We start from the raw sequence: 25,287 nt of genomic DNA on the forward strand, positions 1-25,287 counted from the left end.
ACGTAACCTTCCTTTTTTATTTGTTTTCTTTGTGTGAAAACGATTATTTCTTGCGCAACACTTCCTGACACTCAGGTTCGTTACAGTAACCATAGAGATTTAATGAGTGACCCGTTAAGGTAAACCCATGTTGATCTGCTACAGCATGCTGTTCCTTCTCGATAACATCATTAGTAAATTCAATAACTTTGTTGCAATTATGGCAAACCAAATGATCGTGATGATCTTCTTGCATAATTTCGAAAACAGAATGATTATTTTCGAAATGATGACGCTGAATGATACCCGCAGCTTCAAATTGTGTTAACACACGGTAAACTGTCGCAAGACCGACATCTTCCCCTTGTTCTAACAAAGTCTTGTAAATATCTTCAGCGCTAAGATGATGTTGTTTTGAATTTTCTAATAATTCCAAAATCTTAATTCGTGGAAGGGTAACTTTAAGTCCAGCTTTGCGCAAATCTTGATTGGAAATAGGCATGAAAAAAGGTCTCTCAACAAATCTCAAGTTGGAATAGGCAATAGAATTTAGATGAAGTATGATCTATCCTTTGATCAAATGCATCATAATTTATTGGGATAGTGTAGCAAAATGCAAAAACTCGTGCTGACGTTATTAGTCACTTCACTCCTTGCTGGTTGTTCAATCTTTGGTGTATATAAGGTTGATATTCCTCAAGGGACTCCTTTGACCAAAGCTCAGGCCTCTCAAGTACAAGTCGGCATGAATTTCCAGCAAGTGCGTTTTTTGCTTGGTAGTCCAACTGTGACTGATCCCCTCAATCCTCAACGCTGGGACTACATTTACAACTATATCCCGGGAACTTATGCTAAAAAAGCAAAAATCCCCGCAGCACATGGTCAGCATTTAAAAATTTACTTTGATGGCACTGGTACAGTAACTAAAATTGAAGGTTTAGAAACTATTCCAGAATCGCAACCAGGTTTACCTGCTTCTAAAGAAGCGATTTTAACTGCCCCACCACTATAATCGTTTTTTCTAATAAAAATAAACCCCTCAAGTGAAATACTTCGAGGGGTTTTATTTATGGGGCTTATTGCTTTATGCGATTACTTTTAATATATCGCCCCACAGGATTTTTCTCGGCACGCTTACGACGTATATCTTTAGGATTAATAGTTAAAGGTCGATAAACCTCTACCCGATCACCTGCTTGCAAAATCGCATCTGCTTCAACTTTTGCACCAAATATGCCAAGTTGTAAGGGCTCAGGCAAACTTACCTGTGTCCGCAATCCGCTCGCCTCAACTGCTTGTAATGCTGTCATCCCAGCTTCAAATGGAATAGCAACTAAAAACTGTTGCTCTGGGGCTGCAAAAGCAACCCACACTTGCTGAGCTTTTTCCATCAGATCATTTGTCCAATCACCGCAATCATGGCAATAACAATTGAAAGCGGTAAAACAATACGCACTGCAATACGCCACAAGTTATAGAACAACTCATTGCTAAAATTCATTGATTTACGCAAATGGCTAATTTTCATAATCCAGCCAGCAAAAATGGCATAGATCAGACAAATGAGTAATCCCCAAAGCATTAAAATCAGCGTAAAAATGCCATGAAGTTCAGGCACAGCCCAAACCGCAATTGCCACAATAATGACAACCCATTGTAAAACGTACATCAGTTGACGTTGAGCAAGCTGTTCTTTAGCAAGTTGAATAAACAGAGCTGTTGTCATGACCGCAGTAAAAATCCAGGTAAAAACAGGAAGCTGTGCTTGAAGAGAAAAGAAACCAAACGCAACGACAGCAATTAATTGAGCTAACCAGATTGGAAGTACAGTTTTTGTAGCGCCTTCTTGAGAGTGAATTACAGACAAGCTATTTTGCCAGTAAAGACCTAAGCCTAAACCACTCGCAACAAGTGCAAGTACGGTCGCATTACCCCATTCTTTAAATTCAACATTCGTCCAATGCCAAGGTTGTAAATTCGAACCCATTGTATTAGCTAAAACAAGAGAAGCGATTACACCGACTGTCATCAGTACAATTAAAATCTGACGCGGAATAAAAGATAAAATTAAAGCCGCAACCGCAAGGCCAGCAAAAACAATTTGTCCAGAAACGCTATTATTGAGCTGTGCTGTCAGTAAATTGCCAGCAGTACTCAGTACATTCCCTGCTAAAAATGGAATAAAAATAACGGCCAACCAGCCAACTAAACGCCATTTTGGTGAACTATCTGCTTCACGAGTTAAACTTGATAAAGCATTTAAAGCAGTAGTCTTCGACCGTTTTGCTAAGGCAATTTCTAAATAACAAACTGGCAGAGCCAATAACAGCATTGTGCCTAACCACAATAACCAGAAATCGATTTGACGATCAATCTGGATCCCCATAGCGGGTGCCAATGTCGCCATAATGATGAAAGATAAGCAAAACGCCATCAGGGGCGATAACCATCGTGACATAGGTATGTCCTGCATTATGCATTCCTTGAAAAAGACTATAGATATTTTGCCCGTCTCATGCCTGAAAATCAAAGTTTGCTCAATAAAAAAAGCAAACTACCGAAACGATAGTTTGCTGCGCTAACCAAAATTATAAGTTTTGTTATTTAAGTTATGCGAAAAACCGAGCAAACCAGTTTTTCCCTTTCTTCTTTTCTTTTTCTCTAATAATACCCATCATATTTTCTTTTACTGCCCCCACATAATCGGCATCGTCATGTTGAATATGATTGATTAACCATTTTGCCAAAATTTCTTGTAGCTCTTTTTCAACAGTATGTCCCATATCAAAACGCTCACGATATAATTCTATTTTTTTAATAAACAAGTCATGTACACGTTTATGTGGTACACGATATTTATAATTAGCTTCCTCTTGTAAACTTTCTTCGAAAGTAAAATGTGATTGCGTATAATCAATAATATTATCTAGAATATCTTTAATTCGACGTCTATCTTCCTCATCTTCTACATCATCAATTTCATTAATATAATCAAGTATTCGTTTATGTTGTTCATCAATAACATCAATACCCGTATTATATTCTGAAGCCCATTTCATTTTCATACATCTCCCCAATGATGTTCAATGATAGTTGCATAAACTTCATGATATATTTAAAGAATATAAATAAAAACAAAGCTGTTTTGTCGGCTTTATCGTTTTAAAATGATATTTAATACAAGTTATTGTTTTTATTAATTTTAAAAAAATTAACCAACTAAAATAATAAAGTATTTTTTAAACAAAATACTTTATTATTAAACGTTTAATATATATAAATATCTCCATTCATATATTTTAAATATACTTTATATTAATATTGATCTGCACGGGTAATACGTTTAAGTGCTGGATTTTCCTGTTCTCGTTTTAATCTTTCTACATGAGTAACAGCTTTTTTAATCGGCTTACCATATTGAAATAAAATCATTTCACCGGGTTGATAAGCAGTCCAATTTTCATTATGTGTTAAAGGTTCTGTCGTTATAACAGCCACACGATCTTCAGGTGTAGTGACCTGACTAAAATCGACTTCAACATCTAAATCAATTAAATGAGCCTGATTAAATGGATACTCTCGAACTAACCAATGTAACTTAGTAATCGCGTAACTAAATAATGCCTTTCCATTCGATAAGCAATAATTAAATGTACCGTATTCAGCAATTTGGGGAGAGATTTTTTCTAGTACTTCAAATATCTCATCAAGACTCGGTTCTTCATAACCAAAAGCTTCAACCAACTGATCCAGCAAATAACAAAATGCACGTTCACTGTCTGTATTACCCACCGGCGTAAAACGTCCACTCAGTGGTGGATCAAAGTCATGTAAATCACCATTATGGGCAAAAATCCAATGACGCCCCCACAACTCTCTAATAAAGGGATGAGAGTTTTCTAATGTAATTTTACCTTGCGTCGCTTTACGTATATGCGCGATCACATTACGTGATTTAATAGGATAATTACGGATAAGATCGGCAATTGGAGATTCAACTGCCGACTGGTTATCGACAAATAGTCGGCAAGCCTTATCTTCGAAAAATGCTATACCAAATCCATCACTATGATCTGAGGTAATTCCTGCACGCTGTGAAAAACCACGGAAAGAAAAAGTGATATCCGTTGGTGTTGCACAATTCATTCCTAATAGCTGGCACATATCGCTTTTAAACTACTTCTAATTACCCCATCTGCTCTATTGTGCATGAGAGTAAAATTGCTTGCAAATCTCAATATGTGCTGGCTATTAGAAAATAGGACATATGATTAACGCTGTCCCATTTTATTCATGACAAATGAAGTCGCTACTTTATTCACTTCAAGAAATACAAAATAATCTAGACAGTTAAACTCTTCATCAAAAAAAGCCTGTTTTGATAGTTTTGACTGCATGCTCAAATACATTTGGAACAGTTTCGGCATACGTTCATCTTGTGGAAAACTAAACTCAGGATATTCAGGTTCATAGATTTTTTTCGAACGGATATCAATTGTTTTACTTTCAGATAACTGCTGAATCTGGCGATGCGTGTAGTACGCTCTAGCCAAATTATCTTGCAGGTGAATACTGACACAGCCCATCAAATATTTAGCACGCATTGACCATAGCACTTTCGGTGCAAGGTTCAACCACAGCATTGATAACGCTTTACCATTACGAAAGCGAGGATGTACACATGTACGGCCTATTTCTAACACATTTGGAAGGTGCGATAACTGAGGAACAATGTCAAACTCATGTGCACTGTAGCTTTGTGCGATTTCATGTCCCTGAAATAATTTTAGACGGGTATACGCTACAATTTCTCCAGTCCACTTTTCGCGTAAGACTGCATGCTCACAACCAAAATCATAAATGTCTTGGTCTAAGTTATCTTCAAAATGAATTCCAAATTGTTGGCTAAATTGTTGTGCACGAAACCGCTGTACATCTTGTAATTCTTTTAAATTATCAACCCATTCAAAACGAAATTGTGTCTGATTTATAGCTTTTTGACGATTTAAAGGTAAAGTCCAGGTTTGGCGATATTGATTAAATTTTTCCAGCATAATGAACGCTCCTAGTGACACCCCTTACACTAGTCAAAGCTCATGACAAAAAAATGACCAAATTAAAATGGTATAAAAAAAGACCACCTAGCGTGATCTTTTTATTAGAACTAACAAATTTATTAAGCTGTTTTAGTGCGATTAGAAATCAGTGTTCCAACCCCATGATCAGTAAAAATTTCAAGCAATGTTGCATGTGGTACGCGACCATCAACAATATGTGCGCTCACAACACCACCTTTAACCGCATCAAGTGCACAACCTACTTTAGGAATCATACCGCCATAGATCACACCTGTTTCAATAAGGCGATCAACTTCTTGCGTCGTAAGGCCAGTTAACAGATTTTTGTTTTCATCAAGCACACCCGTAATATTGGTAAGCAAAATTAATTTTTCTGCGCCCAATGCCTCGGCAACCTTACCGGCTACTAAATCAGCATTAATATTATAAGTATTGCCTTCTTCATCTACGCCCAATGGTGCAATCACTGGAATAAAATCACTTTGGGTAAACATTTCCAATACATCGGTTTTAACGCCAGACACTTCACCCACCATACCCAAGTCGATATGTTTGATAGAACCATCTTCTTCTTGCTTTTCCATCAGTAATTTACGGGCACGAAGTAAATTACCGTCTTTACCTGTTAAACCAATTGCACGGCCACCATGTTTATTAATCAGGTTAACAATTGATTTATTTACGCTACCGCCTAATACCATTTCAACCACTTCCATGGTTGCAGCATCAGTTACACGCATACCGTCAATACGGTCAGACTCGCGGCCTAACTGCTTTAAAAATGAGTCTACCTGTGGTCCACCACCGTGAACAACAATCGGATTTAACCCTACAGTTTTAAGTAAAACGATGTCTCGGGCAAATGAACTTTCGAGCTCCGGATCAGTCATCGCATTGCCACCATATTTCACCACCAGCGTTTTACCAGTAAAACGTTGAATATACGGCAAAGCTTCAATCAAGATTTTTGCTTTGTCGACATCGATATGCTGATGTTGGGGCATTACGCCTCTCCTTACTTAGGCCTCTGAAAGTTCTTGTGCAATTTGTGGATAGTGCTCTTGCAACATATCTACAAATTTTTGCTGGATTTCCTTTAATCGTAAAGGATTATCCGCATCAAATCGTACTGTAAAATATTCACCAGTATTTGATGCTCGAATAATGCCAAAACCATCGTCAAAATCAAGACGTACGCCATCGATTTTACTGATACGCGCACCTAAACGATGACTTAAAATTTCAATATCTTGTAATACATACTTTGGATCAGACTGATAAGTACCAATATAGGTATCTTCTGTACAACATCTTTCCGGATAAGGGGCAAACAAATCAGAAATGCTATTAGCATTCGATTGTGTAAAATACTCCATTACACGTAATGCCGCATATAAACCATCATCGTAGCCAAAACCACGCCCATCATTAAAAACATAATGGCCTGCGTATTCTCCACCAAAAATGGCACGCCCACTCGACTGAGATAAATAAGCCCGTAAGAAACTACTTCCCGTGCGGATCATTTTTGCTTTTCCGCCGAGTTTTTCAACCGTTTCTTGAACCATGCGTGAACATTTCACATCAAAAACAATTTCTTGTTCGGGGTTTTGCTCTAAACATATTTGCGCAAAAAGTGACAATAAACGGTCTGCGGTCAATATCTGGGCTTTTTCATCTATTAAAACGACACGGTCACCATCACCATCTAGGGCAATTCCTATATCTGCCTGCTGCTCAACAACAGCTTTACGCAAATGAGTTAAGTGAGCTGCATGCGATGGGTCTGGGGCATGGTCTGGAAACTCACCATTTGGATTGGTTCGTAAAGCAATCACTTCACAACCCATTTTTTCCAATATTAATTTTGAGCAGTGTCCGGCAGAGCCATGTAAACCATCTAAAACAACTTTTAAAGGACGTTTTAACTGGATATCTTTAAAAATAGCTTGCTGGTATTTTTGGCAAAACTCAGCTTTAAATTGAGGTTGGGTTAACTCAAGTACAGAAATTGAATGTGCTGGTACATAAGTTTGGGCTTCGTCGCCCACCTGTTGAATCATTTCTGGAGACGGCGGTTCACCTTTTAAAATCCACTTAATACCATTATCCGATTTTGGATTATGACTTGCGGTCACCATAATGCCATTGCCACCAAAATCTCGCGCAATGTAATACATCATAGGTGATGAACAACAACCAATATTTGTGACGTCTAAACCTTGTTCTATTAAAATTTCTTCAATTAAGTGGGCATAAGCTGGACTTGTCAGGCGCGCATCATAGCCGATCACTAATTGGGTTTGTTCTGCTTGTTTGTATTGTTGTGCCAATCCGTAGGCAATTGAACGGACAACGTCCGTGGTTAAGTAAGAAAGTTTGCCTCTAATATCGTAAGCACGAAAAATACTTTTTGGAAATGAGTGTCTTACATTCATAGCGTATCTTCTATTTAAAGATCAATTCGATCTATCGCAAAAACATAGATTATTCAAAATTTTTGAAAGGTTTGTTTGCTAAAAAAGTTAAAAGAATATGAGTAAAGCGTGTTGTAATATAATCCTTTGTAACATTCAAGATATAAAAAGAAACGCCTGTTCAACAGGCGTTTGATTTTCGTTAATATTTAAAAAACTTATTGTTTACCTGTGTGACCAAAGCCACCTGCTCCACGTAAAGTTTCTTCAAATTCTTCTACTTGTTCAAATTCAGCCTGCACTACTGGTACTAGGACATACTGAGCCAAGCGCTCACCTGGTTCTAAACGGAATGTCGTTTGACCACGGTTCCAAACAGAAACCATCAATTCACCTTGATAATCCGAATCAATCAAACCAACTAAATTACCTAGCACAATACCGTGTTTATGGCCTAAACCTGAACGCGGTAAAATTAAACCAGCAAAATTTACATCATGAATATAAATTGCCATACCTGTTTTAACTAAAACAGTTTGTCCTGGTTCAATATCAATTGCTTCATCTACGCAGGCACGTAAATCTAAACCAGCTGAACCTGCTGTTGCATACGAAGGTAAAGGCCATTCTTTACCTAAACGCGGATCGAGCAATTTAACTTGAACTTTCATGGGATTTCCTAAAAATTAACGCTTTAATAAAGCTTTTAAATTTGCCAAATATTGTTGAGCCTGTTCTTTAGGGTCAACATTAGCCGCAATTTTCTTTTTACGCCCTAACCACTCGAGCTCATCTTGCGGAAGTTCATCAAGGAAACGGCTAGGCGTCATTTGTTTCATCTGTCCGCCATTTTTACGCTGTTCTGCCAGTGTTAACGTTAACCCTTGGCGTGCACGGGTAATTCCCACGTACATTAAACGACGCTCTTCCTCAATCGTTTCTGCTGCAATCGAGTTTTTATGAGGCAATAGTTCTTCTTCGAGTCCCATAATATAAACATATGGGAATTCCAAACCTTTTGCCGCATGCAGAGTAAGTAAGTTAACTTTGTCTGTATCTTCTTCTTCCTGTTGCTGTTCTAACAAATCAAGCAGAACCAGTTTTCGAATGACACTTTCAATATTTTTTTCATCAACGTCTTCTGCACGGTTAATCAGGTTTTGAATACTGGTAAATAAGTTCTCGATATTGTCGAGTTTACTTTTCTCTTGTGCAGGTGTTGCTGACTGTTCACGAACGTAATCCATATAACCAGCTTCGTTCATCATTTGACGAACTTTAGGTACAGGCTCATCGTCTTCCAACAATTCACGAGTAAATGTCGCAATAAAGTCAGCAAACTCATGAAGCTGGGTTTCCGCCTTTTTAGGAAGCACCATGCTTAGACGCTGGTCAGCAGAAGCACCAAGTAAAGACAAATTATTTTCTTGTGAAAATAAACCTAACTTCTCAAGAGTAACCGGTCCAATTGCGCGTTTAGGCGTATTAATAATACGTAAGAAAGCACTATCATCTTCTGGGTTAATAATGAGTCGTAAATAACTCATTACGTCTTTAATTTCTGCACGAGCGAAGAACGACGTACCGCCAGAGAGTTTATAGGGGATTTGCATTTGGCGAAGTTGGGTTTCTAGTACACGAGCCTGAAAGTTCCCGCGATACAACACAGCATAATCTTTCCAGTTCTTACCGTTCATCAGTTTATGAGTCAGTAGGTCTTTCACCACGCGCTCTGCTTCATCGTCATCATTACGACATGTAATGATTCGGATAACTTCACCATGTCCTTTATCACTCCACAATTTCTTGTCAAAAATATGTGGGTTATTTTGAATCACACAGTTCGCTGCTTTTAAAATACGACTGGTCGAACGGTAATTTTGTTCTAATTTAATGATATGTAGATTAGGGAAATCCTGTTTAAGCAAAGCCATATTTTCGGGCTTAGCACCACGCCATGCGTAGATCGATTGGTCATCATCACCAACCGCGGTGAACTGCCCCATGACGCCGACTAAAAGTTTGACCAAAATATACTGAGCGGTGTTGGTATCCTGATATTCATCGACCAATAAATAGCGAACACGGTTTTGCCATTTGTCACGTACTTCTGCATTTTCTTGCAGTAAACGTGTTGGCATAACAATTAGGTCATCAAAATCGACCGCATTGTAGGCACGTAAATTACGTTCATAAAGTTGGTAAAGATGTGCAAACTGTACGTCTTCAGGTGTTTCACAGGTTGAATGCGCTTGCTCCGGCACAATCAGATCGTTTTTCCAATCTGAAATTTTCTTCATTGCCTTAGCAATTAATTCTTTGCTTTCTGCACCCGACAAATTGTCGCGATGCATCAGATCCATCAAAATACGTTTACAGTCATCTGCATCTAAAATCGAAAAATTAGCTTTTAAAGGTAAATTTTTAAGTTCTAAACGTAAAAGGTTTAAACCAAAAGTATGGAAGGTGGAAACCGATAAGCCTTTTGATTCTTCACGTGACAAAAGCTTGGTCACACGCTCTTTCATTTCACGTGCAGCTTTATTTGTGAAGGTCATCGCGGTTATACGATGCGCCGGTATACGGCAATGCTGCACCAAATAGGCAATTTTACGAGTAATTACCGATGTTTTACCTGAACCAGCACCAGCAAGCACCAATAAAGGGCCCTGAGTATATTTCATGGCTTCTTCTTGCTTGTTGTTCAATTGACTGGCAGATGACATCGTGTATTACCTCTTAATTTTTCGAGCATGATTATAGTCATCTCTGTTTTAGAATCCCAATAGTAAATCTACGGATATGTATAAATGATGTCTAATAATGCAAATTCTGCGCCGCAGTTTGTCGTGGTTATTTATTATTCGTAGTCATAAAAAAACCACCCGAAGGTGGTTTTTAATACAATAATTTAAATCTTATTGTTTAGCATAAATGCTGATTTCTACACGACGGTTTTGTTCACGGCCAGATGCAGTTGAGTTATCTGCGATTGGGTTAGATGAACCATAACCTTGCGCGTCGATACGGCTAGCAGATACGCCTTGGCTTGCTAAATAACTACGTACTGATTGAGCGCGTGCTTGTGATAATGGAATGTTAATTGAATCATTACCAGTGTTATCAGTATAACCTGTTACAAGAATTGCACTCTTGTTATCTTCAGCCAAAGTTTGAGCAACTTTGTTTAAAGTAGCGTAGAAGTTTGGCTTGATGTTTGATTTGTTTGTATCAAAAGTAATGCTACCCGGCATAATCAATTGAACAGAACCATCTGGGTTACGTCCAACGTCTACACCAGTACCCGCCATTTGTTGACGTAATTTTTTCTCTTTCTGGTCAAGGTATACACCACCAGCGGCACCAAGAACTGCACCAATAGCCGCAGCACGGTTGTTTTGACGACTAGAGTTTGCATTTGATTTAGAAATACCATAACCAGCTGCTGCGCCAATTAAAGTACCTAATGCAGTTTTATCGTATTCAACGCCACCAAGATTATTACCAGTTGTTTGACAACCAGAAAGTACTACTGCTGCCCCTACCACTGTTGAAATAACTAATGCACGCATTGCATGCCTCCTCACTTTGTGTGTTTTGTTGTCTGAATGAATAATGAAACAAAAAGGAAGTATAAAACATTGATATTTTGTTAATAATAAACAGTTTAGTTACTTTTTTGTAATATTTTGATGCACTTTAAGATGCTACCTCATCACAATTTCTTCATTGTTGTCTAAGATATCGTTGTATTTCATATTATGACAGTTATAGTTGAACAACTTTTCTATGGATTTTAGACATTCGGGGCCATTCATATGTCAACTGCACCCAATAAGCAATCTGCGCTAAAAAAAATTACACGTGGACTCACTGTAGGTACAGTCATTACAGGAAGTACATTTTTTCATGGTCCACCTGTTCTTGCACTAGGTCTGACCAAGCTTTTAAAAAAATCTTCAAAAGTAGATAAAACCAATATTCAAATTACAAATAGCTGGTTAGGGGTAAATAATTGGTTAATTGACCATGTTTTACCAAATCTAAAATGGGATATTACGATTGATGAGGGACTTGACCTGAATATGCAAGGTCGTTATCTCATGACGTGTAACCATCAAAGTTGGGTCGATACAACGGTGAATCAATATTTTGGTTTAACCCGTATGCCACTCACCCGCTTTTTTACCAAGTGGGAACTGATCTTTATTCCGTTCGTTGGACAAGCATTTAAAATTTTAGGCTTCCCAATGATGAAGCGTCACACCAAAGAACAGGTTGCAAAAAATCCTGAACTTAAAGACCGTGACATGATGGAAGCACGTAAAGCCTGCGAGCAGCTTTTAAGCCAGCCCTTCACATTATTGAATTATTTAGAAGGTACTCGTTTTACTCAAGAAAAACATGATCAGCAAAAATCACCCTATAAACATTTGCTTAAACCTAAAGCAGGTGGTTTAGCGCTTGCCTTGAATATTTTGGGCGACAAAATTGATGCCTTGGTTGATATGACGATTGTCTACCCTGATGGCGTACCGGGCTATAGTGATTTCTGGCTAGGTGATGTTTCAAACATTGCGGTAAATTTACGTAAAATTGAAATTCCAGATTGGGTTCTTGGTGGAAACTATGAAGATGACGCGGTTTACCGTGAACGTTTCCAACAATGGGTTCATGAAATTTGGACGGACAAAGACCAACTTATTGAGCAAATGAAATCTCAATATACCTCTAAGAATATTTAAGAAAAGCATCCGTTATTATGCAAAACAGCCCTGGGAAAAAAACAAAATATCATCATGTTGATCCAAACAGTCTTTCGTTTAGGCTGTTTTTGATCTATGACATCTTTATGGTGTTTATTATTATTTTTAACCTATTCTGTCTTGCTACAAATTTCTTTTTAATGAGCAGTATTGGGGCATGGTTCTTTGAACACATTCATTTGTCCCAAATACTGAGCTTTTATCGTAATTCATTACATCCGTGGGTGATCACATCAGAAGCATGGTTTATTGGTTTTTTAATTGTTGAGCTGCTAGTTCGTTGGGGCATTGCAATCATCAATAAACACCATAAGCGTTGGTTCTTTTTTCCTTTTATTCACTGGTATGAAATTTTAGCCATTATTCCTCAGCTTCGTTTTTTACGTTTATTTCGAGCAGGAATTATTGCTTATCGCTTACATGAAATGGGATATAAAGTTGTTCCTGAAAGCTGGCGAAAGACTGGATTATTTTATTATCGCGTCGTGATGGAAGAATTGTCCGATCGTGTTGTTATTACTGTGATTGATGGCATTAGATATGAACTTCAAACCAGTTCTAGTCATAAACAGATTATTCACGATTTGGTTAATCATCATCGTGAGCAGTTTACTGTCACCCTAACAGCATTATTACAAGAGTCTTTAGCGACAGCTTTAAAAGAACAAAAGCCAGCAATTACAAAAGGCGTTGGTAAAATTGTAGATCAGGCCATAGTGGATACACCTGAATTAACTCAGTTATTACGCTTAATACCTTTAGTCGGCGGTCGCATTGAGCAGCAAATTCAAAGTATTGGCCAAAGGTTAGGTGAGAATATTAGTGCAGGTTTAATTGAGCCTCTCATTGAGAACTCATCAACTCATCCAAATCCGACTTATCAATTAATTTCTCAAAAAGTGAGTGAAATAAATATTAATAATCGTCAGCTTGAGCAATTAGTTGAATCTGTCGTGTTCGAGACACTCGAGTCTGTACGAAAACAAGTCAAGGTCAAACAATGGCAACAAACGCTTGCGGAGCATGATCGAATCAAAGAATAAGCATTTACTTAATTTTTTATGAATCTCGCTAGAGAATTGGCACAAATTGTTCTAGCATTTGCCCTATTTACAATAAACTTAACGCTATTACAGCTCGTTTAACGCCTTGAAGGAAGACTTATGGCTGATATACGGATTACCGGCAGAATGGTTAACTTTAGCAGGATAACCTTCGATACCAATGATCATGATGTGATCCGCCAGCAATTATCAAATATATTAAATGAAGGTTCCTATCAAGGAACTTTAGTGATTATTGACAGTACAGTTGAGCAAGAATTAATTGCATTAATTCAGCTTCTGGTGAGCTTAGGTCTACAACCTATGGCGGTAATCGATGGTATTTTAGGAGATGAAGCTCGCGCTATTCAATTCCCTGTTTTACCGGCAGATCAGCCATTACAGCGTATTAAAGCCACCACAGAACAAGTGGCGATTGTAGAAAAACCAGCTACCGCTCCTGCCTCGTCTTCAGCAGAAACAAAAAAACCACTAAACAAGATAGCGATTGCTCATATTACCTCTTATCATGATGAAATTTTGCGTACAGGCCAATCCCTTGTACAAGATAACGGCGATATTATTTTAAAAGCTGGCATGAATAGTGGTTCTGAAGTGATTGCATCAGGAAATATACATATTTATGGCACAGTTCGTGGTAGAGTCATTGCTGGTGCGGGCGGGCACGCAGCTGCACGCATTTTTTGCCAATCTTTAGAGGCTGAGCTCGTTTCCATTGCCGGAACGTATTGTGTCGCAGATGATATCCCTAAACATGTGGTAAAAAAACCAGTACATATTTATTTAAATGAAAAGCAAGAGCTTGAATTTGAAGCGATTGAACTTTAATTTATTAAGCAAATCACCAAAAAACAGCCCTTTTAAGGGTGTATGACCATAATAGGAGTGGATTCGGTGGCCAAAATTGTTGTCGTAACATCAGGCAAAGGTGGTGTAGGTAAAACTACAACGAGCGCATCTTTTGCAACAGGTTTAGCCCTTCGTGGTCATAAAACTGTTGTTATTGATTTTGATGTAGGCTTACGTAACCTTGATTTGATTATGGGTTGTGAGCGTCGTGTTGTTTATGATTTTGTCAATGTTATTAACAACGAAGCACGTCTGCAACAAGCCCTTATTCGCGATAAAGATATCGAAAACCTTTATATTTTACCGGCTTCACAAACACGTGATAAAGATGCGTTGAGCGACGATGGTGTTGCTCGTGTTATTGATGAGCTATCTCAAGAATTTGATTACATTATTTGTGACTCACCTGCGGGTATTGAGCGTGGTGCGATTTTAGCCATGTATCATGCAGATGAAGCCATCATTGTAACAAACCCTGAAATCTCTTCAGTACGTGACTCTGACCGCATTATTGGTATGTTAGATAGCAAAACTAAAAAGGTTGAACAAAACGAAGGACGTATACGTAAACATTTATGTATTACACGCTTCAACCCTGAACGTGCAGACCGTCAGGAAATGCTGACCATTGATGATATTTCTAAAGATATTTTACGCGTACCGACATTAGGTGTTATTCCAGAATGTCCAAGTGTATTACAAGCATCAAACGAGGGTAAGCCAGTAATTCTGTATTCAGAAACTAAAGCTGGACAGGGTTATGATGATTTGGTTGCTCGCTTTCTTGGTGAAGACCGTCCTTATAGACACATCACAGCTCAACCTAAAGGCTGGTTAGCACGACTATTTGGAGCGTAGTTATGGCAGGATTCTGGAGTAAATTATTTAGCAGTGAAGAAAAGCCATCAAGTGCTCAAACTGCCAAAGATCGTTTGAAAGTTATTGTTGCTTCTGAACAAGGTTTAGGCCGCCGTTTAAGCCAAGACAAGATTGATCAGATGAAGAAAGAAATCATGCAAGTGGTCAGTCGTTATGTTAGCGGTGTAGGCGAACAGCATATCCAAATGCAGGTTCGTTCTGAAGCAAATATCGAAATGTTAGAAATGAATATCAATTTACCTGAAGAACGATAATTCTATTTCTGACTATTCAATAAAACAGAATCAAGGCAAAATAACGCAAGTTATTTTGCCTTTTTTAAAACTGAGGAGATTGTCATGGCATTATCACAGCCAGCAACTTTCAATGAAGAATGGTCCGATGAGCGTGTTTTTGCCTACCTCAACCAACTTCCGCCAGCGGGTGTGAACGCAGATTTTCATGTGCTCTACCACGCATTCAAACATATGCGTCCAGCAGACTATGAACGTCTTTTGATTCAATTTATTGCGGATGGACGCGATATTAATGCCAAAGACCCTGAAGGCCAACGCATTCATGATGTGATTGCCAAATTTCCGCGTCAATCAGCACCATTTTTAGAAGTTCTAGCAAAGTTTGCTTAAAAATAAAAAGCCTCTTAAAGAGGCTTTTTTCTTATTTGAATTTATCGATTACCGATTAGGAAAATACCAAACACAGTAAAAATACCGCCTGAAATACCATCAATCCATTTTGAAAAATTGCGATAAGCTGATCTAAAACTCGGTAACGAAAAAATAAAAGTCACAAAGCAGAACCATAAAATCGTCTCAACTGTGACAATAATAAAGAGCAGCCAATGGACCTGATCAAGTTGAGGGTTGGCTAAAAATAAAGAGAAAACACTACCAAAATAAATAACAGCTTTAGGATTTGATAGATTGGTTATCAAGCCTTTAATAAAAAATAGGTAAGGTGCTTTTGGTAGCTCTACAGCAGCATTATCTTCTTGCTGATTTTTTGAAAATGCCGAACGCAACATCTGATAGCCTAACCAACATAAATATAAGCCACCGGCGATGAGTAAACCTTGCTTTAACCAAGCCATTTTCTCAAAAATAAGATTTAATCCCATCAGTGCCAAACACGCCCAAAACATAACGCCCGCTGTTATACCAGCGACCACTAACATAGCGTCTTTACGTGATCGACTAATGGCTGTTTGAGATACAAGAAAGAAATCAGGCCCTGGAGTAATAAGTGCACAAAAATGGATAAAAGCTAAAGTAATCAAAGCAAGTAGCATGTCTTTCTCCTGATTTAATTCATTGTTATTGATTTAAGAAAAATACATTAGCATTTTTTACTATACGTTAAAATCTTTAAGTCATTTTATAGATAACTTCACTTTATTTAAATTATAAAAAAAAGCCTCCAGAGAGGCTTTTTTATTAGATTTGCGCTCTTAAACTAAGATGTCCCGCTTACCATTAGGTCCCATTGCACTCACAATACCATTCTCTTCCATTTGATCAATGATACGGGCAGCACGGTTATAACCAAGGCTAAATTTGCGCTGTAGTGAAGATGTAGACGCTTTGCGGGTTTCTAAAACAAATGACACACATTGGTCATAAAGTGCATCACGGTCAGAACCACCCTCACCCTCTTCAAAACCACGTGAAGTTGGTTCTTCGTCAAATGGAGTCAAGATTTCGTCAACATAGTCCGGTTCACCACGTTCACGCCAAGCATCACAAATGCGGTTCACTTCATCATCACTAATGAAGGCACCATGCACACGTTCAGGTTCAATTTTACCAGGCCCCAAGAACAGCATATCACCATGACCGAGCAAATCTTCTGCACCACCTGCATCTAAAATGGTACGTGAGTCAATTTTACTGTTTACACGTAATGCGACACGCGTTGGAATATTGGCTTTAATCAAACCGGTAATAACATCAACAGACGGACGTTGGGTTGCAAGTAATAGATGAATTCCCGCAGCACGAGATTTTTGCGCCAAACGCGTAATCATTTCTTCTGCTTTTTTACCGACCTGCATGATCATGTCGGCAAACTCGTCTGCCACAATCACAATAGATGGCAATGGTGTTAGACGAGGTGCGCGTTCTTGTGTCGCAGAATCACTTGGCTTCCAAGTTGGGTCAATTAGATCTTCACCATTCGCAATTGCTTCTTCAACTTTACGGTTGTAATCACTTAATTTACGAATCTTTAAGAACGACATCAGCTTATAACGACGTTCCATTTCATTTACACACCAGTTCAATGCGCTTACTGCATCTTTCATGTCAGTAACGACTGGAGTTAATAAATGCGGAATATCATTATAGTTTGCAAGTTCAAGCTGTTTTGGATCGATTAAAATCAAACGCAGCTGGTCAGGTGTATATTTAAGCAACATCGATAAAATCATCGAGTTTACCGCAACCGATTTACCAGAACCCGTTGTACCAGCAACTAGCATGTGTGGGGCTTTCGCTAAATCAGTTAATACTGGATTACCTGAAATGTCTTTACCCATCGCCATACTAATGAGTGCACTTGGATCGCGATATGTTGGTGTTTCCAATAGTTCAATCAAACGCACCATTTCACGGGCACTGTTTGGTACTTCAATCCCAATATATGGTTTACCAGGAATTACTTCAACTACACGAACAGAGGCCATCGACATTGAACGGGCTAAGTCACGTGAAATATTGGTTACCTTAGATGCTTTAACACCCGGTGCTAAATCCAATTCAAAACGGGTAACTACTGGCCCTGGTTGAGCTTCAACCACTTGAGCCTTAACATTAAATTCTTGTAACTTAATTTCAAGTAATTCTGATAAACGCGAAAGCTGCTCTTCAGTGAAGTTAACTTTCTTATTCGGATCAACCTTATCAAGTAGATCAAGACCTGGCAAAGTTGGTAAATCCAAACGCTTCTTGGCAACTTGCATTGCACGAGACATTGGTCGACCAGCTGCATCTGTTAATGGCGCATCTAAATCGAAATCATCTTCATCAATATCAAGATTTTCTTGAGGTTTCCCAGCAGTTTCCTGCCATGCCTCAATAAACTCTTCTTTTGAAAGTTTATCGGCCTGAATAGTCGTGTGAATAGGAGCTTTTACAAATGCTGAAGATTGCGCATAACTACTTGCTCTTACAGGTTCTGCTGGAGCAATATCTTCATCTATTAATAAATCATCGAAGTCTTCAAAAACTTGTTCGTTTGCTAAGTTTTTAGGTGACTGATTTAGATTCGATAAAGGTGAAGATGTCTCTTTCGCAACATTAACCGATTGTGAAGTAGGTTCTGCATCTACATGTGGGTCTTGAACAAATGGTGTATGCACATCTGTTGCAGTTTTACTGTTTGGAACTGCCGCAAGCAATTCATCAAAAATCTCATCATCATTCCAGTCAAGACCATGTAAATCTTGCTTAGGTGCAGGCTGATTTTGATGGATTTGAGAAATTGTTTGTTGGAATTGCTCATGAGCAGGAGCTTGTTCTGTTGAATCATCAGCTGCTCTTAAAAGCGCATCAATTTCTTGTTTATGGCTCGCATCATCACGTTGTAAAGCACGCCATACTTCCCCAGTAGCCACTAAACGTTGGCTATCTTTTTCAAGTTTATGGGCTTGCTCAAGTGTATGCTCAAAGTTTTGAGTATTTGCAACTGGTGTATCTGCTACAGGTTCTGGTCGGCTCTGCTCTTTCGCTAGTACATCTGCAAATAAGCGCTCAGCCACCGCATCATGTCGCGTTGTAGTAGGTTGTGGTTGAGTGCTTTCAGATTGGACTGATGCTGCTTTCTCACTTGAAGCATTTGTCTCTGTATTTTCTGCAACTTTAACTGCCGCTGCTTTGTTAGCAGGCTGAGTTGTTAAATCATAATCCGATTCGTTTGGTGATACATTTTTATAAAATAAATCTTGTAAATAACTTGGTGTCGCTTTGAGCGTAACCCATGTTTTGCTCCATTGCACCCCAAATGCAAGAGTAAACAAGACCACTCCGAAAACCAGTAAAAATAAAGTCGCACCGTAAATCGTTAGCAATTGAGATAGGCTCTGACCTAACTCGTAACCAATAATTCCCCCAGCTGCATTATCTAAAGTATCTGCTGGTACATTCCAGTGTAAATAAAGCAGGCTAGACACAACCAAAATTAAAAAGAATTGTGCAGCATAACGAAATGGGCGGTTTAAAAAACTACGTGGCCACCACACCTGAATTGCTTCAATAAAAAGGAAAATTGGAATAAGCAAGCTTGCCCATCCTAAAAAACCAAACAGCAAATCTGCAATCCATGCACCCGCAATACCACTTGCATTGGATACTTGCTGAGTATCACTGGAAATATGCATCCAGCCCGGGTCAAATGGTGTATATGTTACTGTTGCCAGAAACATATAAATGCCAAAAGAAACCAAGAATAATGTCATCAATAAGCGCTGTGCATAAACACTCGACACCGCAGTCATATACTGTCCTGTAACCCATTTAATTATTGGTTTAGAGATGTGAAGAACTACATTTTAGATCTTCAACGAATGAACTTTATATTATGCACCTGTTCTTACAAAAAAGGTGCATGATTCTTTACAGTTGTTGTTAACATGAGGCACTTCTATATTGTTATATAACTTAATTCGATTGACCTGATCAATATTATCCACATTGATTTAACGCTATTGATCGGCAAATTCACGTATAATTTTCAAAATTCTCGAAATAAATAAGGATACCCTCAATGAGTGTTCGTCATTCTCGGTTAATTATTCTCGGTTCTGGCCCTGCGGGCTATAGTGCAGCTGTCTATGCAGCGCGTGCAAACCTTAAACCTACTTTAATTGCAGGTTTACAATTAGGTGGGCAGCTTACAACAACAACCGAAGTTGACAACTGGCCGGGCGATCCTGAAGGTTTAACAGGTCCTGCATTAATGGATCGTATGCAAGCACATGCTGAACGCTTTGGTACAGAACTCGTCTATGACCATATTAACGAAGTGGACTTAAATGTACGTCCTTTTGTTCTTAAAGGTGATATGGAAGAGTACACATGTGATGCTTTGATTATCGCAACTGGTGCTACGGCTCAGTACCTTGGCTTAGAGTCTGAACAGAAATTTATGGGTCAAGGCGTAAGCGCATGTGCAACATGTGATGGTTTCTTCTACAAAAATCAAAAAGTGATGGTTGTAGGCGGTGGTAACACTGCAGTTGAAGAAGCACTTTATTTATCAAATATTGCTTCACATGTAACGTTAGTACACCGTCGTGATAGCTTACGTTCTGAAAAGATTTTGCAAGATCATTTATTTGCCAAAGAAAAAGAAGGCAAAATTAGCATCATCTGGAATCATGCAGTTGAAGAAGTATTGGGTGACAATACTGGTGTAACCAGTGTTCGCCTTAAATCAACTCAAGATGACACTAAACAAGACGTAGAAGTTCATGGACTATTCGTTGCAATTGGTCACAAACCAAATACTGCAATGTTTGATGGTCAATTAAACTTACGTGATGGATATATCCAAGTGCAAAGTGGCACTTCAGGTAATGCAACAGCAACTTCTGTAGCGGGCGTTTTTGCTGCTGGTGACGTCGCTGACAGTATTTATCGTCAAGCTATTACTTCTGCTGGGTCAGGTTGTATGGCGGCACTTGATGCTGAAAAATATCTAGATAATCTTTAAATCATAGATTTCTAGCGTTTAAAAACAGCCGTTCTTATAACGGCTGTTTTTTTTAGAATAATGACTAGCTGACATATATTAATTTTTATAGCATAACCTCAAAGCTGATCTTATTTTAATTTTATGAATACACTTCCACTTTCTCAATTCATTTTTCCTGATCCCATTGAAGCCGATCCCGATGGTCATGGTTTAATTTGTATTGGAGCCGATCTCTCCCCTTCTACGCTATATGAAGCATACACCCATGGATTATTTCCGTGGTTTAATGAAGATGAGCCAATTTGTTGGTGGAGCCCAGAACCTCGCTGCATCATCTATCCTCAAAATTACAAACCAAGCAAGTCACTCCTTAGAAATATGAAAAAATATGACTATGCGATTACGGTTAATCATGCCTTCGAAGAAGTTATTCGCTCATGCTCTCTACCAAGAAGTTATGCAGACGAAACATGGATTAGCGAAGATATTATTCAGGGCTACTGCGAGATGTTTAATGCTGGCTATGGATATAGTGTGGAAGTCTGGGAACAAGAAAAACTTGTCGGAGGTTTATATGGCATTACGATTGGTAAAGGATGCTTCGGGGAGTCAATGTTTAGCAATGAAACCGATGTTTCAAAAATGGCTTTTTACACATTAATGCTGATTGGACAAGAAAATCAGCTCCCTTGGGTAGACTGTCAACTTGTAAATAGTCACTTAATTAGCTTGGGAGCTTGTACACTTTCTCGTCAAGACTACTTAAAATCGTTACAAGATGTAATTATTCACCCCTCTATCAATTGGAAAAAGTATCAAGAACGTGTATTTTCAAGTAAAACAATAGCATTAGATGCAAAATTAATGGAATGATAACAGGAGGGACCAATCATGAAATCATATCACCCGAAGTCCCTTTTAAATGATCTGCAGTATTATATTACTCCACCTCATGATTGCAGCTACCTAGAAAATAAATCGGCGCGCATGGTGTTTTTAGACCCGATTCATCGGATTGATGTGGTCACTCTTTCAGAACTTTCTCGTTTAGGGTTTCGTCGTAGCGGTGACTTTGTTTATCGCCCTGAATGCCATTTGTGCAGACAATGTTTGTCTTGTCGTGTTCCAGTTGCCGATTTTCACATGAATGGAATGCAAAAAAAAGCATGGAAAAGAAATCAAGATCTGACCATGACTGTTTTGCCGACTCAGCAAGCAGCACAAATTCATTATGACTTATATGAACGCTATATTAATGAACGCCATGCTGATGGTGATATGTTTCCACCTAGCTTAGATCAGTTTGAAAAGTTTTTAGTACACAGTTGTACAGATAGCTTTTTTCTTGAGCTTTGGAAAGATAACCGTTTAATTAGTGTATCTACCTGCGATCTAATGGATGATGGCCTGTCTGCAGTCTATACTTTCTTTGATCCAGATGAGCATCGTAGATCACTTGGTGTGTACTCAATACTTAACCAAATCGAATATGTTAAATCGCTTGATTTAGAATATCTTTATTTAGGCTATTGGGTACCGCATTCAGCCAAAATGAATTATAAATCGCAATATACCCCTTTAGAACTTTTACTCGATGGACAATGGCGTCGTTTAAACAGATCCTTATCACCAGAAGAAATTCAACAGTTAGGTACGTCGCTTATGACGACCTTACCTTCTGAATGGAATAATTTAATTATTAAATAATATTGATCCTGTTTTCTGGTGAAAAGCGGTCCGATCAACATTTAAAATAAAGATGCAAAATCATCAGTACAGGTTTTTACCATAATGACTGCATGTTCCCGCCCCCCTTCTGGAGTTGGATAATAATTGCGACGAAGGTCAATTTGGTGAAAACCTGTTTTTTCATATAAACCGATAGCGGCTTTATTACTTTCACGAACTTCTAAAAAAATTTGAACTGGCTGATTTTTTAACTGATCAATTGATGCATTTAATAATTCATATCCTAAGCCTTGACCTTGCATTTTAGGATCAATTGCCATAAGCAATAAATTTGCCTCATCTAACACTGGTTGTAAAATACAGAACCCAACTACTCTATTTTGTGACTCAATGACTGTACATTGATAGGAATTCAAAGATTCAATAAATTGCTGTCTTGACCATGGATGTGTTTGCACTAATTTTTCGATTTGTACAACAATATCGACATCAGTGTTTTGCATAATACGAATCATGGGTTCCAGCATAATTAAAGTTTTAAAGTAACGCGTATTATAAAAACTTCACCAGAAAAAACGAGTAAAAAAAAGGACAATTGAATTGTCCTTTTTTACCATCTTTTTTTAGAGACCTAGTTTTTCGCGCCAAGTTGCCAGCAATGCGGTAGTGTCAGAATCATTTGGATGAAATTTTGGTCTTAAGAAATCAAGTAACTCTGGAATTTGACGTGTCATAAAACCTTTACGACCATACATGAACTTAAGCATGTACTTCGTATCCTTCCAAGTTAATTTATCATCGGTCTTGAGTAACTTAGCAGTAAAATAAGATTGAGTTGCAAAGATTAATGCCATTGCAATAAGTAAAGCGGTTGAGCGCATGAAATAAGCTTTCGGCCCTTGTCCATACATACTTGTATATACATCAAATGCCACAGCTTTATGCTCATTTTCTTCTACAGCATGCCACATCCACAAATGATACATGGTGTCATCTTGGAACATTGCCTGGATTTCAGGATTTTGTAAAAGTTCAGCTGCAATCGTAGAAGTAAAATGCTCTAAAGCACACGTTCCAGTTAAATCAATCATTTCTTTGGTATAACCAAAAGGTTTCATTAATTTAGTGACAACAGCTGTACCTACTTTAATTACTGTACCCGTCTGCTTTTCCATATGACGAACATCATAACCATAAGCCTGTGCTGAGGCATTAAAGGCAAGATGCTCTTTAGAATGCATTGCTTCTTGACCAATAAAAGCACTAATTTCTTTTTGAAGAGCAGGATCTGCAAGTTTCGGATCATTTCGAACAGCACGTGTACTATTTACAAAGAACTGCTCGCCTTCTGGAAAAAGGGCCGATAATGCTGTCATAAAATGTGTTAATCCTGCATCATAATTCGCCCAATAGCGTGGGACCTGAGCAAATTCAAAGTCCATACGACGCACAGGAAAACTAGCACCAGCACGATTGGAAATATTTACCTTAGCATTCATCTCAGACTCCTTTTAAGTGAATAGCTAATTCACATATAACTTTATTTATTTTCTTAATATTTATAATCATACGTCTTTCGATGTACCAATTAAGTGCAGATGAGGACAGAGAAATATCAGATGAGGTCATTAATAACCCCATAAAGGTGCAGAGACCTGTTAACAATTGGTCTGAGCACTTAATGCTAAAAAAGAAAAAGGGCTACTAAGAGCCCTTTTAAATCAACAGAGATTTGAATTACAAACCTAATTTTGCTTTCCATGTTTTCAACAGACCTACTGTATCCAAATCATTTGGATGGAATCCAGGTTTAAAGTAAGCCAGCATTTCTTTACCCATGCCAGTAATGATACCTTTTGATGGGCTATATGCGTATTTATAAATCACCGATAGCTCACCCAGATTTAACTTTTTATCTTGCTTTAATAAGCGAAGCACAAAAGAAGACTGGATCAAGAAAATCAAAGTCATCGCAAACACTAGAGAACTTGTGCGTAAGGCGTAAGCTTTTATACCTTTACCAAATACACCTTCATACACATCAAAAGCCACGGCTTTATGTTCATTCTCTTCGATCGCATGCCAATACCACATGGTTGACATGGTTTCGTCTGTCATCAACTCTTGAATATGTTTATTGACTAATAACTGTGAAGCAATGGTAGCTGTAAAATGTTCAAGCGCTGTTGTAGCCGTCAGGTCAACCATGTCTTTGGTCATACCGAAAGGTTTAACAATTTTTACAAAAGTTTTAATTGCTGTTTGAATGGCTGTGTCGGTAAATTTCTCTAACGCTTCTACATCATGACCAAACTTTTGAGCAGAGGCATTAAAATTTACATGCTCTTGAGTATGCATTGCTTCTTGCCCAATAAAAGCACTAATCTCTTTCTGAAGCACTTCATCATCTTTAATAGAAGGGTGATAACGTACTGCACGTACACTATCTATAAAGAATTTCTCACCTGCCGGAAACAAGGCCGACAATGCTGTCATAAAGTGTGTTAGTCCAGCAGAACCATTCATCCAATATTCTGGTACATCATTAAAGTCAAAATTCATACGCCGTACAGGAAAGCTCGCCCCTGCACGATTCGTAATATTCACTTTAGCATTCATACCCAAAGCTCCTTATTAAGTAACCCAAGTTACTCAAACTTTATTGTTCGTTTTCTTGATTCTTATCATACAAATTTAATAAAAAGGATTAAGTGTAAATAAGGACATTGAAATATCAGTTAAGGCCAGCTTTTATAGTGATTGTTAGACAATTAAATATAAAAAAAGCGCTCTAAAAAGAGCGCTTTTTTTCACTGAAAGTGATTATGCAGTTACTTTCGCAACAACACCAGCACCTACAGTACGACCACCTTCACGG

Annotated in this window: 26 protein-coding genes; 10 read left to right on the plus strand and 16 right to left on the minus strand. The window is 38.2% G+C overall.

Translation table 11 applies throughout. From position 1 onward, the window contains the following. Positions 1 to 43 precede the first annotated feature (43 nt). Entirely contained in the window at positions 44 to 481 is a 438-nt protein-coding gene (gene fur / locus OD757_RS08140; RefSeq protein WP_004794120.1) for a ferric iron uptake transcriptional regulator, read from the minus strand. Between the two features lie 111 nt (positions 482 to 592). On the opposite strand from fur, the gene OD757_RS08145 reads away from it, so the two are divergent. After that, on the plus strand, positions 593 to 991 hold the full coding sequence (locus OD757_RS08145; protein ID WP_003653245.1) for an outer membrane protein assembly factor BamE: 399 nt from the start codon (positions 593 to 595) through the stop codon (positions 989 to 991). Positions 992 to 1,055: 64 nt separating this feature from the next. On the opposite strand, the gene OD757_RS08150 is transcribed toward OD757_RS08145, so the two are convergent. The 10 genes from OD757_RS08150 to OD757_RS08195 all read right to left on the minus strand — a co-directional run bounded on the left by OD757_RS08150 (position 1,056) and on the right by OD757_RS08195 (position 11,046). Continuing rightward, a complete protein-coding gene (locus tag OD757_RS08150; RefSeq protein WP_263031513.1) occupies positions 1,056 to 1,370 on the minus strand; it encodes an RnfH family protein in 315 nt (104 codons plus the stop codon). After that, positions 1,370 to 2,437: a hypothetical protein gene (locus tag OD757_RS08155; protein ID WP_263031514.1), complete on the minus strand. Its 1,068-nt coding sequence runs from the start codon at positions 2,435 to 2,437 to the stop codon at positions 1,370 to 1,372. The genes OD757_RS08150 and OD757_RS08155 overlap by 1 nt, the downstream gene beginning before the upstream one ends. Positions 2,438 to 2,588: 151 nt before the next feature. Further along, a complete protein-coding gene (locus OD757_RS08160) occupies positions 2,589 to 3,044 on the minus strand; it encodes a bacteriohemerythrin (protein WP_009390546.1) in 456 nt (151 codons plus the stop codon). 250 nt (positions 3,045 to 3,294) lie between these two features. After that, positions 3,295 to 4,143, minus strand: coding sequence for a class II glutamine amidotransferase (locus tag OD757_RS08165; RefSeq protein ID WP_009390486.1), 849 nt, complete (start codon positions 4,141 to 4,143; stop codon positions 3,295 to 3,297). A gap of 107 nt (positions 4,144 to 4,250) precedes the next feature. Continuing rightward, positions 4,251 to 5,033, minus strand: coding sequence for a GNAT family N-acetyltransferase (locus OD757_RS08170; RefSeq protein WP_202743887.1), 783 nt, complete (start codon positions 5,031 to 5,033; stop codon positions 4,251 to 4,253). Positions 5,034 to 5,155: 122 nt separating this feature from the next. Beyond that, entirely contained in the window at positions 5,156 to 6,061 is a 906-nt protein-coding gene (argB, locus tag OD757_RS08175; RefSeq protein ID WP_009390523.1) for an acetylglutamate kinase, read from the minus strand. 15 nt (positions 6,062 to 6,076) lie between these two features. Next, positions 6,077 to 7,495 (minus strand): phosphomannomutase/phosphoglucomutase, encoded by a 1,419-nt coding sequence (locus OD757_RS08180; protein WP_263031515.1) that lies wholly within the window; start codon positions 7,493 to 7,495, stop codon positions 6,077 to 6,079. 197 nt (positions 7,496 to 7,692) lie between these two features. Next, a complete protein-coding gene (gene dut / locus OD757_RS08185; RefSeq protein WP_003653255.1) occupies positions 7,693 to 8,145 on the minus strand; it encodes a dUTP diphosphatase in 453 nt (150 codons plus the stop codon). A 15-nt stretch (positions 8,146 to 8,160) separates the two neighbouring features. Then, entirely contained in the window at positions 8,161 to 10,200 is a 2,040-nt protein-coding gene (locus tag OD757_RS08190; RefSeq protein WP_005303153.1) for a UvrD-helicase domain-containing protein, read from the minus strand. A gap of 192 nt (positions 10,201 to 10,392) precedes the next feature. Continuing rightward, positions 10,393 to 11,046, minus strand: a complete 654-nt coding sequence (locus OD757_RS08195) for an OmpA family protein (protein WP_009390536.1) — start codon at positions 11,044 to 11,046, stop codon at positions 10,393 to 10,395. 246 nt (positions 11,047 to 11,292) lie between these two features. Between OD757_RS08195 and OD757_RS08200 the strand changes: the two genes are divergently transcribed. The 6 genes from OD757_RS08200 to OD757_RS08225 all read left to right on the plus strand — a co-directional run bounded on the left by OD757_RS08200 (position 11,293) and on the right by OD757_RS08225 (position 15,658). After that, on the plus strand, positions 11,293 to 12,219 hold the full coding sequence (locus tag OD757_RS08200) for an acyltransferase (protein WP_263031516.1): 927 nt from the start codon (positions 11,293 to 11,295) through the stop codon (positions 12,217 to 12,219). A 17-nt stretch (positions 12,220 to 12,236) separates the two neighbouring features. Then, complete coding sequence (locus tag OD757_RS08205; RefSeq protein WP_034678104.1) at positions 12,237 to 13,283, plus strand: hypothetical protein; 1,047 nt, start codon at positions 12,237 to 12,239, stop codon at positions 13,281 to 13,283. A 120-nt stretch (positions 13,284 to 13,403) separates the two neighbouring features. Continuing rightward, positions 13,404 to 14,132 carry a septum site-determining protein MinC gene (gene minC, locus OD757_RS08210; RefSeq protein WP_034678102.1) on the plus strand — a complete coding sequence of 243 codons (729 nt, stop codon included), beginning with the start codon at positions 13,404 to 13,406 and terminating at the stop codon, positions 14,130 to 14,132. A 66-nt stretch (positions 14,133 to 14,198) separates the two neighbouring features. Next, positions 14,199 to 15,011 carry a septum site-determining protein MinD gene (minD, locus tag OD757_RS08215; protein WP_004794144.1) on the plus strand — a complete coding sequence of 271 codons (813 nt, stop codon included), beginning with the start codon at positions 14,199 to 14,201 and terminating at the stop codon, positions 15,009 to 15,011. A 2-nt stretch (positions 15,012 to 15,013) separates the two neighbouring features. Next, entirely contained in the window at positions 15,014 to 15,286 is a 273-nt protein-coding gene (gene minE / locus OD757_RS08220; RefSeq protein ID WP_000896934.1) for a cell division topological specificity factor MinE, read from the plus strand. 84 nt (positions 15,287 to 15,370) lie between these two features. Next, entirely contained in the window at positions 15,371 to 15,658 is a 288-nt protein-coding gene (locus OD757_RS08225; protein ID WP_263031517.1) for a PA4642 family protein, read from the plus strand. 41 nt (positions 15,659 to 15,699) lie between these two features. On the opposite strand, the gene rhtC is transcribed toward OD757_RS08225, so the two are convergent. Further along, positions 15,700 to 16,320: a threonine export protein RhtC gene (rhtC, locus tag OD757_RS08230; protein ID WP_263031518.1), complete on the minus strand. Its 621-nt coding sequence runs from the start codon at positions 16,318 to 16,320 to the stop codon at positions 15,700 to 15,702. A 159-nt stretch (positions 16,321 to 16,479) separates the two neighbouring features. Beyond that, on the minus strand, positions 16,480 to 19,521 hold the full coding sequence (locus OD757_RS08235) for a DNA translocase FtsK (protein ID WP_263031519.1): 3,042 nt from the start codon (positions 19,519 to 19,521) through the stop codon (positions 16,480 to 16,482). Positions 19,522 to 19,790: 269 nt separating this feature from the next. Here OD757_RS08235 and trxB point away from each other — a divergent pair, with 269 nt between their 5' ends. The 3 genes from trxB to OD757_RS08250 all read left to right on the plus strand — a co-directional run bounded on the left by trxB (position 19,791) and on the right by OD757_RS08250 (position 22,427). Further along, positions 19,791 to 20,738, plus strand: coding sequence for a thioredoxin-disulfide reductase (trxB, locus tag OD757_RS08240; RefSeq protein ID WP_009390526.1), 948 nt, complete (start codon positions 19,791 to 19,793; stop codon positions 20,736 to 20,738). Between the two features lie 123 nt (positions 20,739 to 20,861). Then, entirely contained in the window at positions 20,862 to 21,593 is a 732-nt protein-coding gene (aat, locus tag OD757_RS08245) for a leucyl/phenylalanyl-tRNA--protein transferase (protein WP_009390489.1), read from the plus strand. A gap of 18 nt (positions 21,594 to 21,611) precedes the next feature. Further along, the gene (locus tag OD757_RS08250; protein ID WP_263031520.1) at positions 21,612 to 22,427 is read left to right on the plus strand and encodes an arginyltransferase; all 816 of its coding nucleotides are present in this window, start codon (positions 21,612 to 21,614) and stop codon (positions 22,425 to 22,427) included. Positions 22,428 to 22,468: 41 nt separating this feature from the next. Here the strand turns inward: OD757_RS08250 and rimI are convergent, their stop codons facing one another. From rimI to OD757_RS08265, 3 genes are all read right to left on the minus strand, one after another. Beyond that, complete coding sequence (rimI, locus tag OD757_RS08255) at positions 22,469 to 22,924, minus strand: ribosomal protein S18-alanine N-acetyltransferase (protein WP_263031521.1); 456 nt, start codon at positions 22,922 to 22,924, stop codon at positions 22,469 to 22,471. Between the two features lie 108 nt (positions 22,925 to 23,032). Further along, positions 23,033 to 23,908, minus strand: coding sequence for a metal-dependent hydrolase (locus OD757_RS08260; RefSeq protein ID WP_263031522.1), 876 nt, complete (start codon positions 23,906 to 23,908; stop codon positions 23,033 to 23,035). 238 nt (positions 23,909 to 24,146) lie between these two features. Beyond that, complete coding sequence (locus OD757_RS08265; protein ID WP_263031523.1) at positions 24,147 to 25,028, minus strand: metal-dependent hydrolase; 882 nt, start codon at positions 25,026 to 25,028, stop codon at positions 24,147 to 24,149. Positions 25,029 to 25,287: the final 259 nt, after the last annotated feature.

Source organism: Acinetobacter sp. AYS6 (assembly GCF_025630795.1).
In the GTDB taxonomy this organism is placed as follows: domain Bacteria; phylum Pseudomonadota; class Gammaproteobacteria; order Pseudomonadales; family Moraxellaceae; genus Acinetobacter.

Bases quoted from the DNA above. Each gene is read 5' to 3' on its own strand.
- fur (WP_004794120.1), bottom strand. From the start codon at position 481: ATGCCTATTTCCAATCAAGATTTGCGCAAAGCTGGACTTAAAGTTACC.
- OD757_RS08145 (WP_003653245.1), top strand. From the start codon at position 593: ATGCAAAAACTCGTGCTGACGTTATTAGTCACTTCACTCCTTGCTGGT.
- OD757_RS08150 (WP_263031513.1), bottom strand. From the start codon at position 1,370: ATGGAAAAAGCTCAGCAAGTGTGGGTTGCTTTTGCAGCCCCAGAGCAA.
- OD757_RS08155 (WP_263031514.1), bottom strand. From the start codon at position 2,437: ATGTCACGATGGTTATCGCCCCTGATGGCGTTTTGCTTATCTTTCATC.
- OD757_RS08160 (WP_009390546.1), bottom strand. From the start codon at position 3,044: ATGAAAATGAAATGGGCTTCAGAATATAATACGGGTATTGATGTTATT.
- OD757_RS08165 (WP_009390486.1), bottom strand. From the start codon at position 4,143: ATGTGCCAGCTATTAGGAATGAATTGTGCAACACCAACGGATATCACT.
- OD757_RS08170 (WP_202743887.1), bottom strand. From the start codon at position 5,033: ATGCTGGAAAAATTTAATCAATATCGCCAAACCTGGACTTTACCTTTA.
- argB (WP_009390523.1), bottom strand. From the start codon at position 6,061: ATGCCCCAACATCAGCATATCGATGTCGACAAAGCAAAAATCTTGATT.
- OD757_RS08180 (WP_263031515.1), bottom strand. From the start codon at position 7,495: ATGAATGTAAGACACTCATTTCCAAAAAGTATTTTTCGTGCTTACGAT.
- dut (WP_003653255.1), bottom strand. From the start codon at position 8,145: ATGAAAGTTCAAGTTAAATTGCTCGATCCGCGTTTAGGTAAAGAATGG.
- OD757_RS08190 (WP_005303153.1), bottom strand. From the start codon at position 10,200: ATGTCATCTGCCAGTCAATTGAACAACAAGCAAGAAGAAGCCATGAAA.
- OD757_RS08195 (WP_009390536.1), bottom strand. From the start codon at position 11,046: ATGCGTGCATTAGTTATTTCAACAGTGGTAGGGGCAGCAGTAGTACTT.
- OD757_RS08200 (WP_263031516.1), top strand. From the start codon at position 11,293: ATGTCAACTGCACCCAATAAGCAATCTGCGCTAAAAAAAATTACACGT.
- OD757_RS08205 (WP_034678104.1), top strand. From the start codon at position 12,237: ATGCAAAACAGCCCTGGGAAAAAAACAAAATATCATCATGTTGATCCA.
- minC (WP_034678102.1), top strand. From the start codon at position 13,404: ATGGCTGATATACGGATTACCGGCAGAATGGTTAACTTTAGCAGGATA.
- minE (WP_000896934.1), top strand. From the start codon at position 15,014: ATGGCAGGATTCTGGAGTAAATTATTTAGCAGTGAAGAAAAGCCATCA.
- OD757_RS08225 (WP_263031517.1), top strand. From the start codon at position 15,371: ATGGCATTATCACAGCCAGCAACTTTCAATGAAGAATGGTCCGATGAG.
- rhtC (WP_263031518.1), bottom strand. From the start codon at position 16,320: ATGCTACTTGCTTTGATTACTTTAGCTTTTATCCATTTTTGTGCACTT.
- OD757_RS08235 (WP_263031519.1), bottom strand. From the start codon at position 19,521: ATGACTGCGGTGTCGAGTGTTTATGCACAGCGCTTATTGATGACATTA.
- trxB (WP_009390526.1), top strand. From the start codon at position 19,791: ATGAGTGTTCGTCATTCTCGGTTAATTATTCTCGGTTCTGGCCCTGCG.
- aat (WP_009390489.1), top strand. From the start codon at position 20,862: ATGAATACACTTCCACTTTCTCAATTCATTTTTCCTGATCCCATTGAA.
- OD757_RS08250 (WP_263031520.1), top strand. From the start codon at position 21,612: ATGAAATCATATCACCCGAAGTCCCTTTTAAATGATCTGCAGTATTAT.
- rimI (WP_263031521.1), bottom strand. From the start codon at position 22,924: ATGATTCGTATTATGCAAAACACTGATGTCGATATTGTTGTACAAATC.
- OD757_RS08260 (WP_263031522.1), bottom strand. From the start codon at position 23,908: ATGAATGCTAAGGTAAATATTTCCAATCGTGCTGGTGCTAGTTTTCCT.
- OD757_RS08265 (WP_263031523.1), bottom strand. From the start codon at position 25,028: ATGAATGCTAAAGTGAATATTACGAATCGTGCAGGGGCGAGCTTTCCT.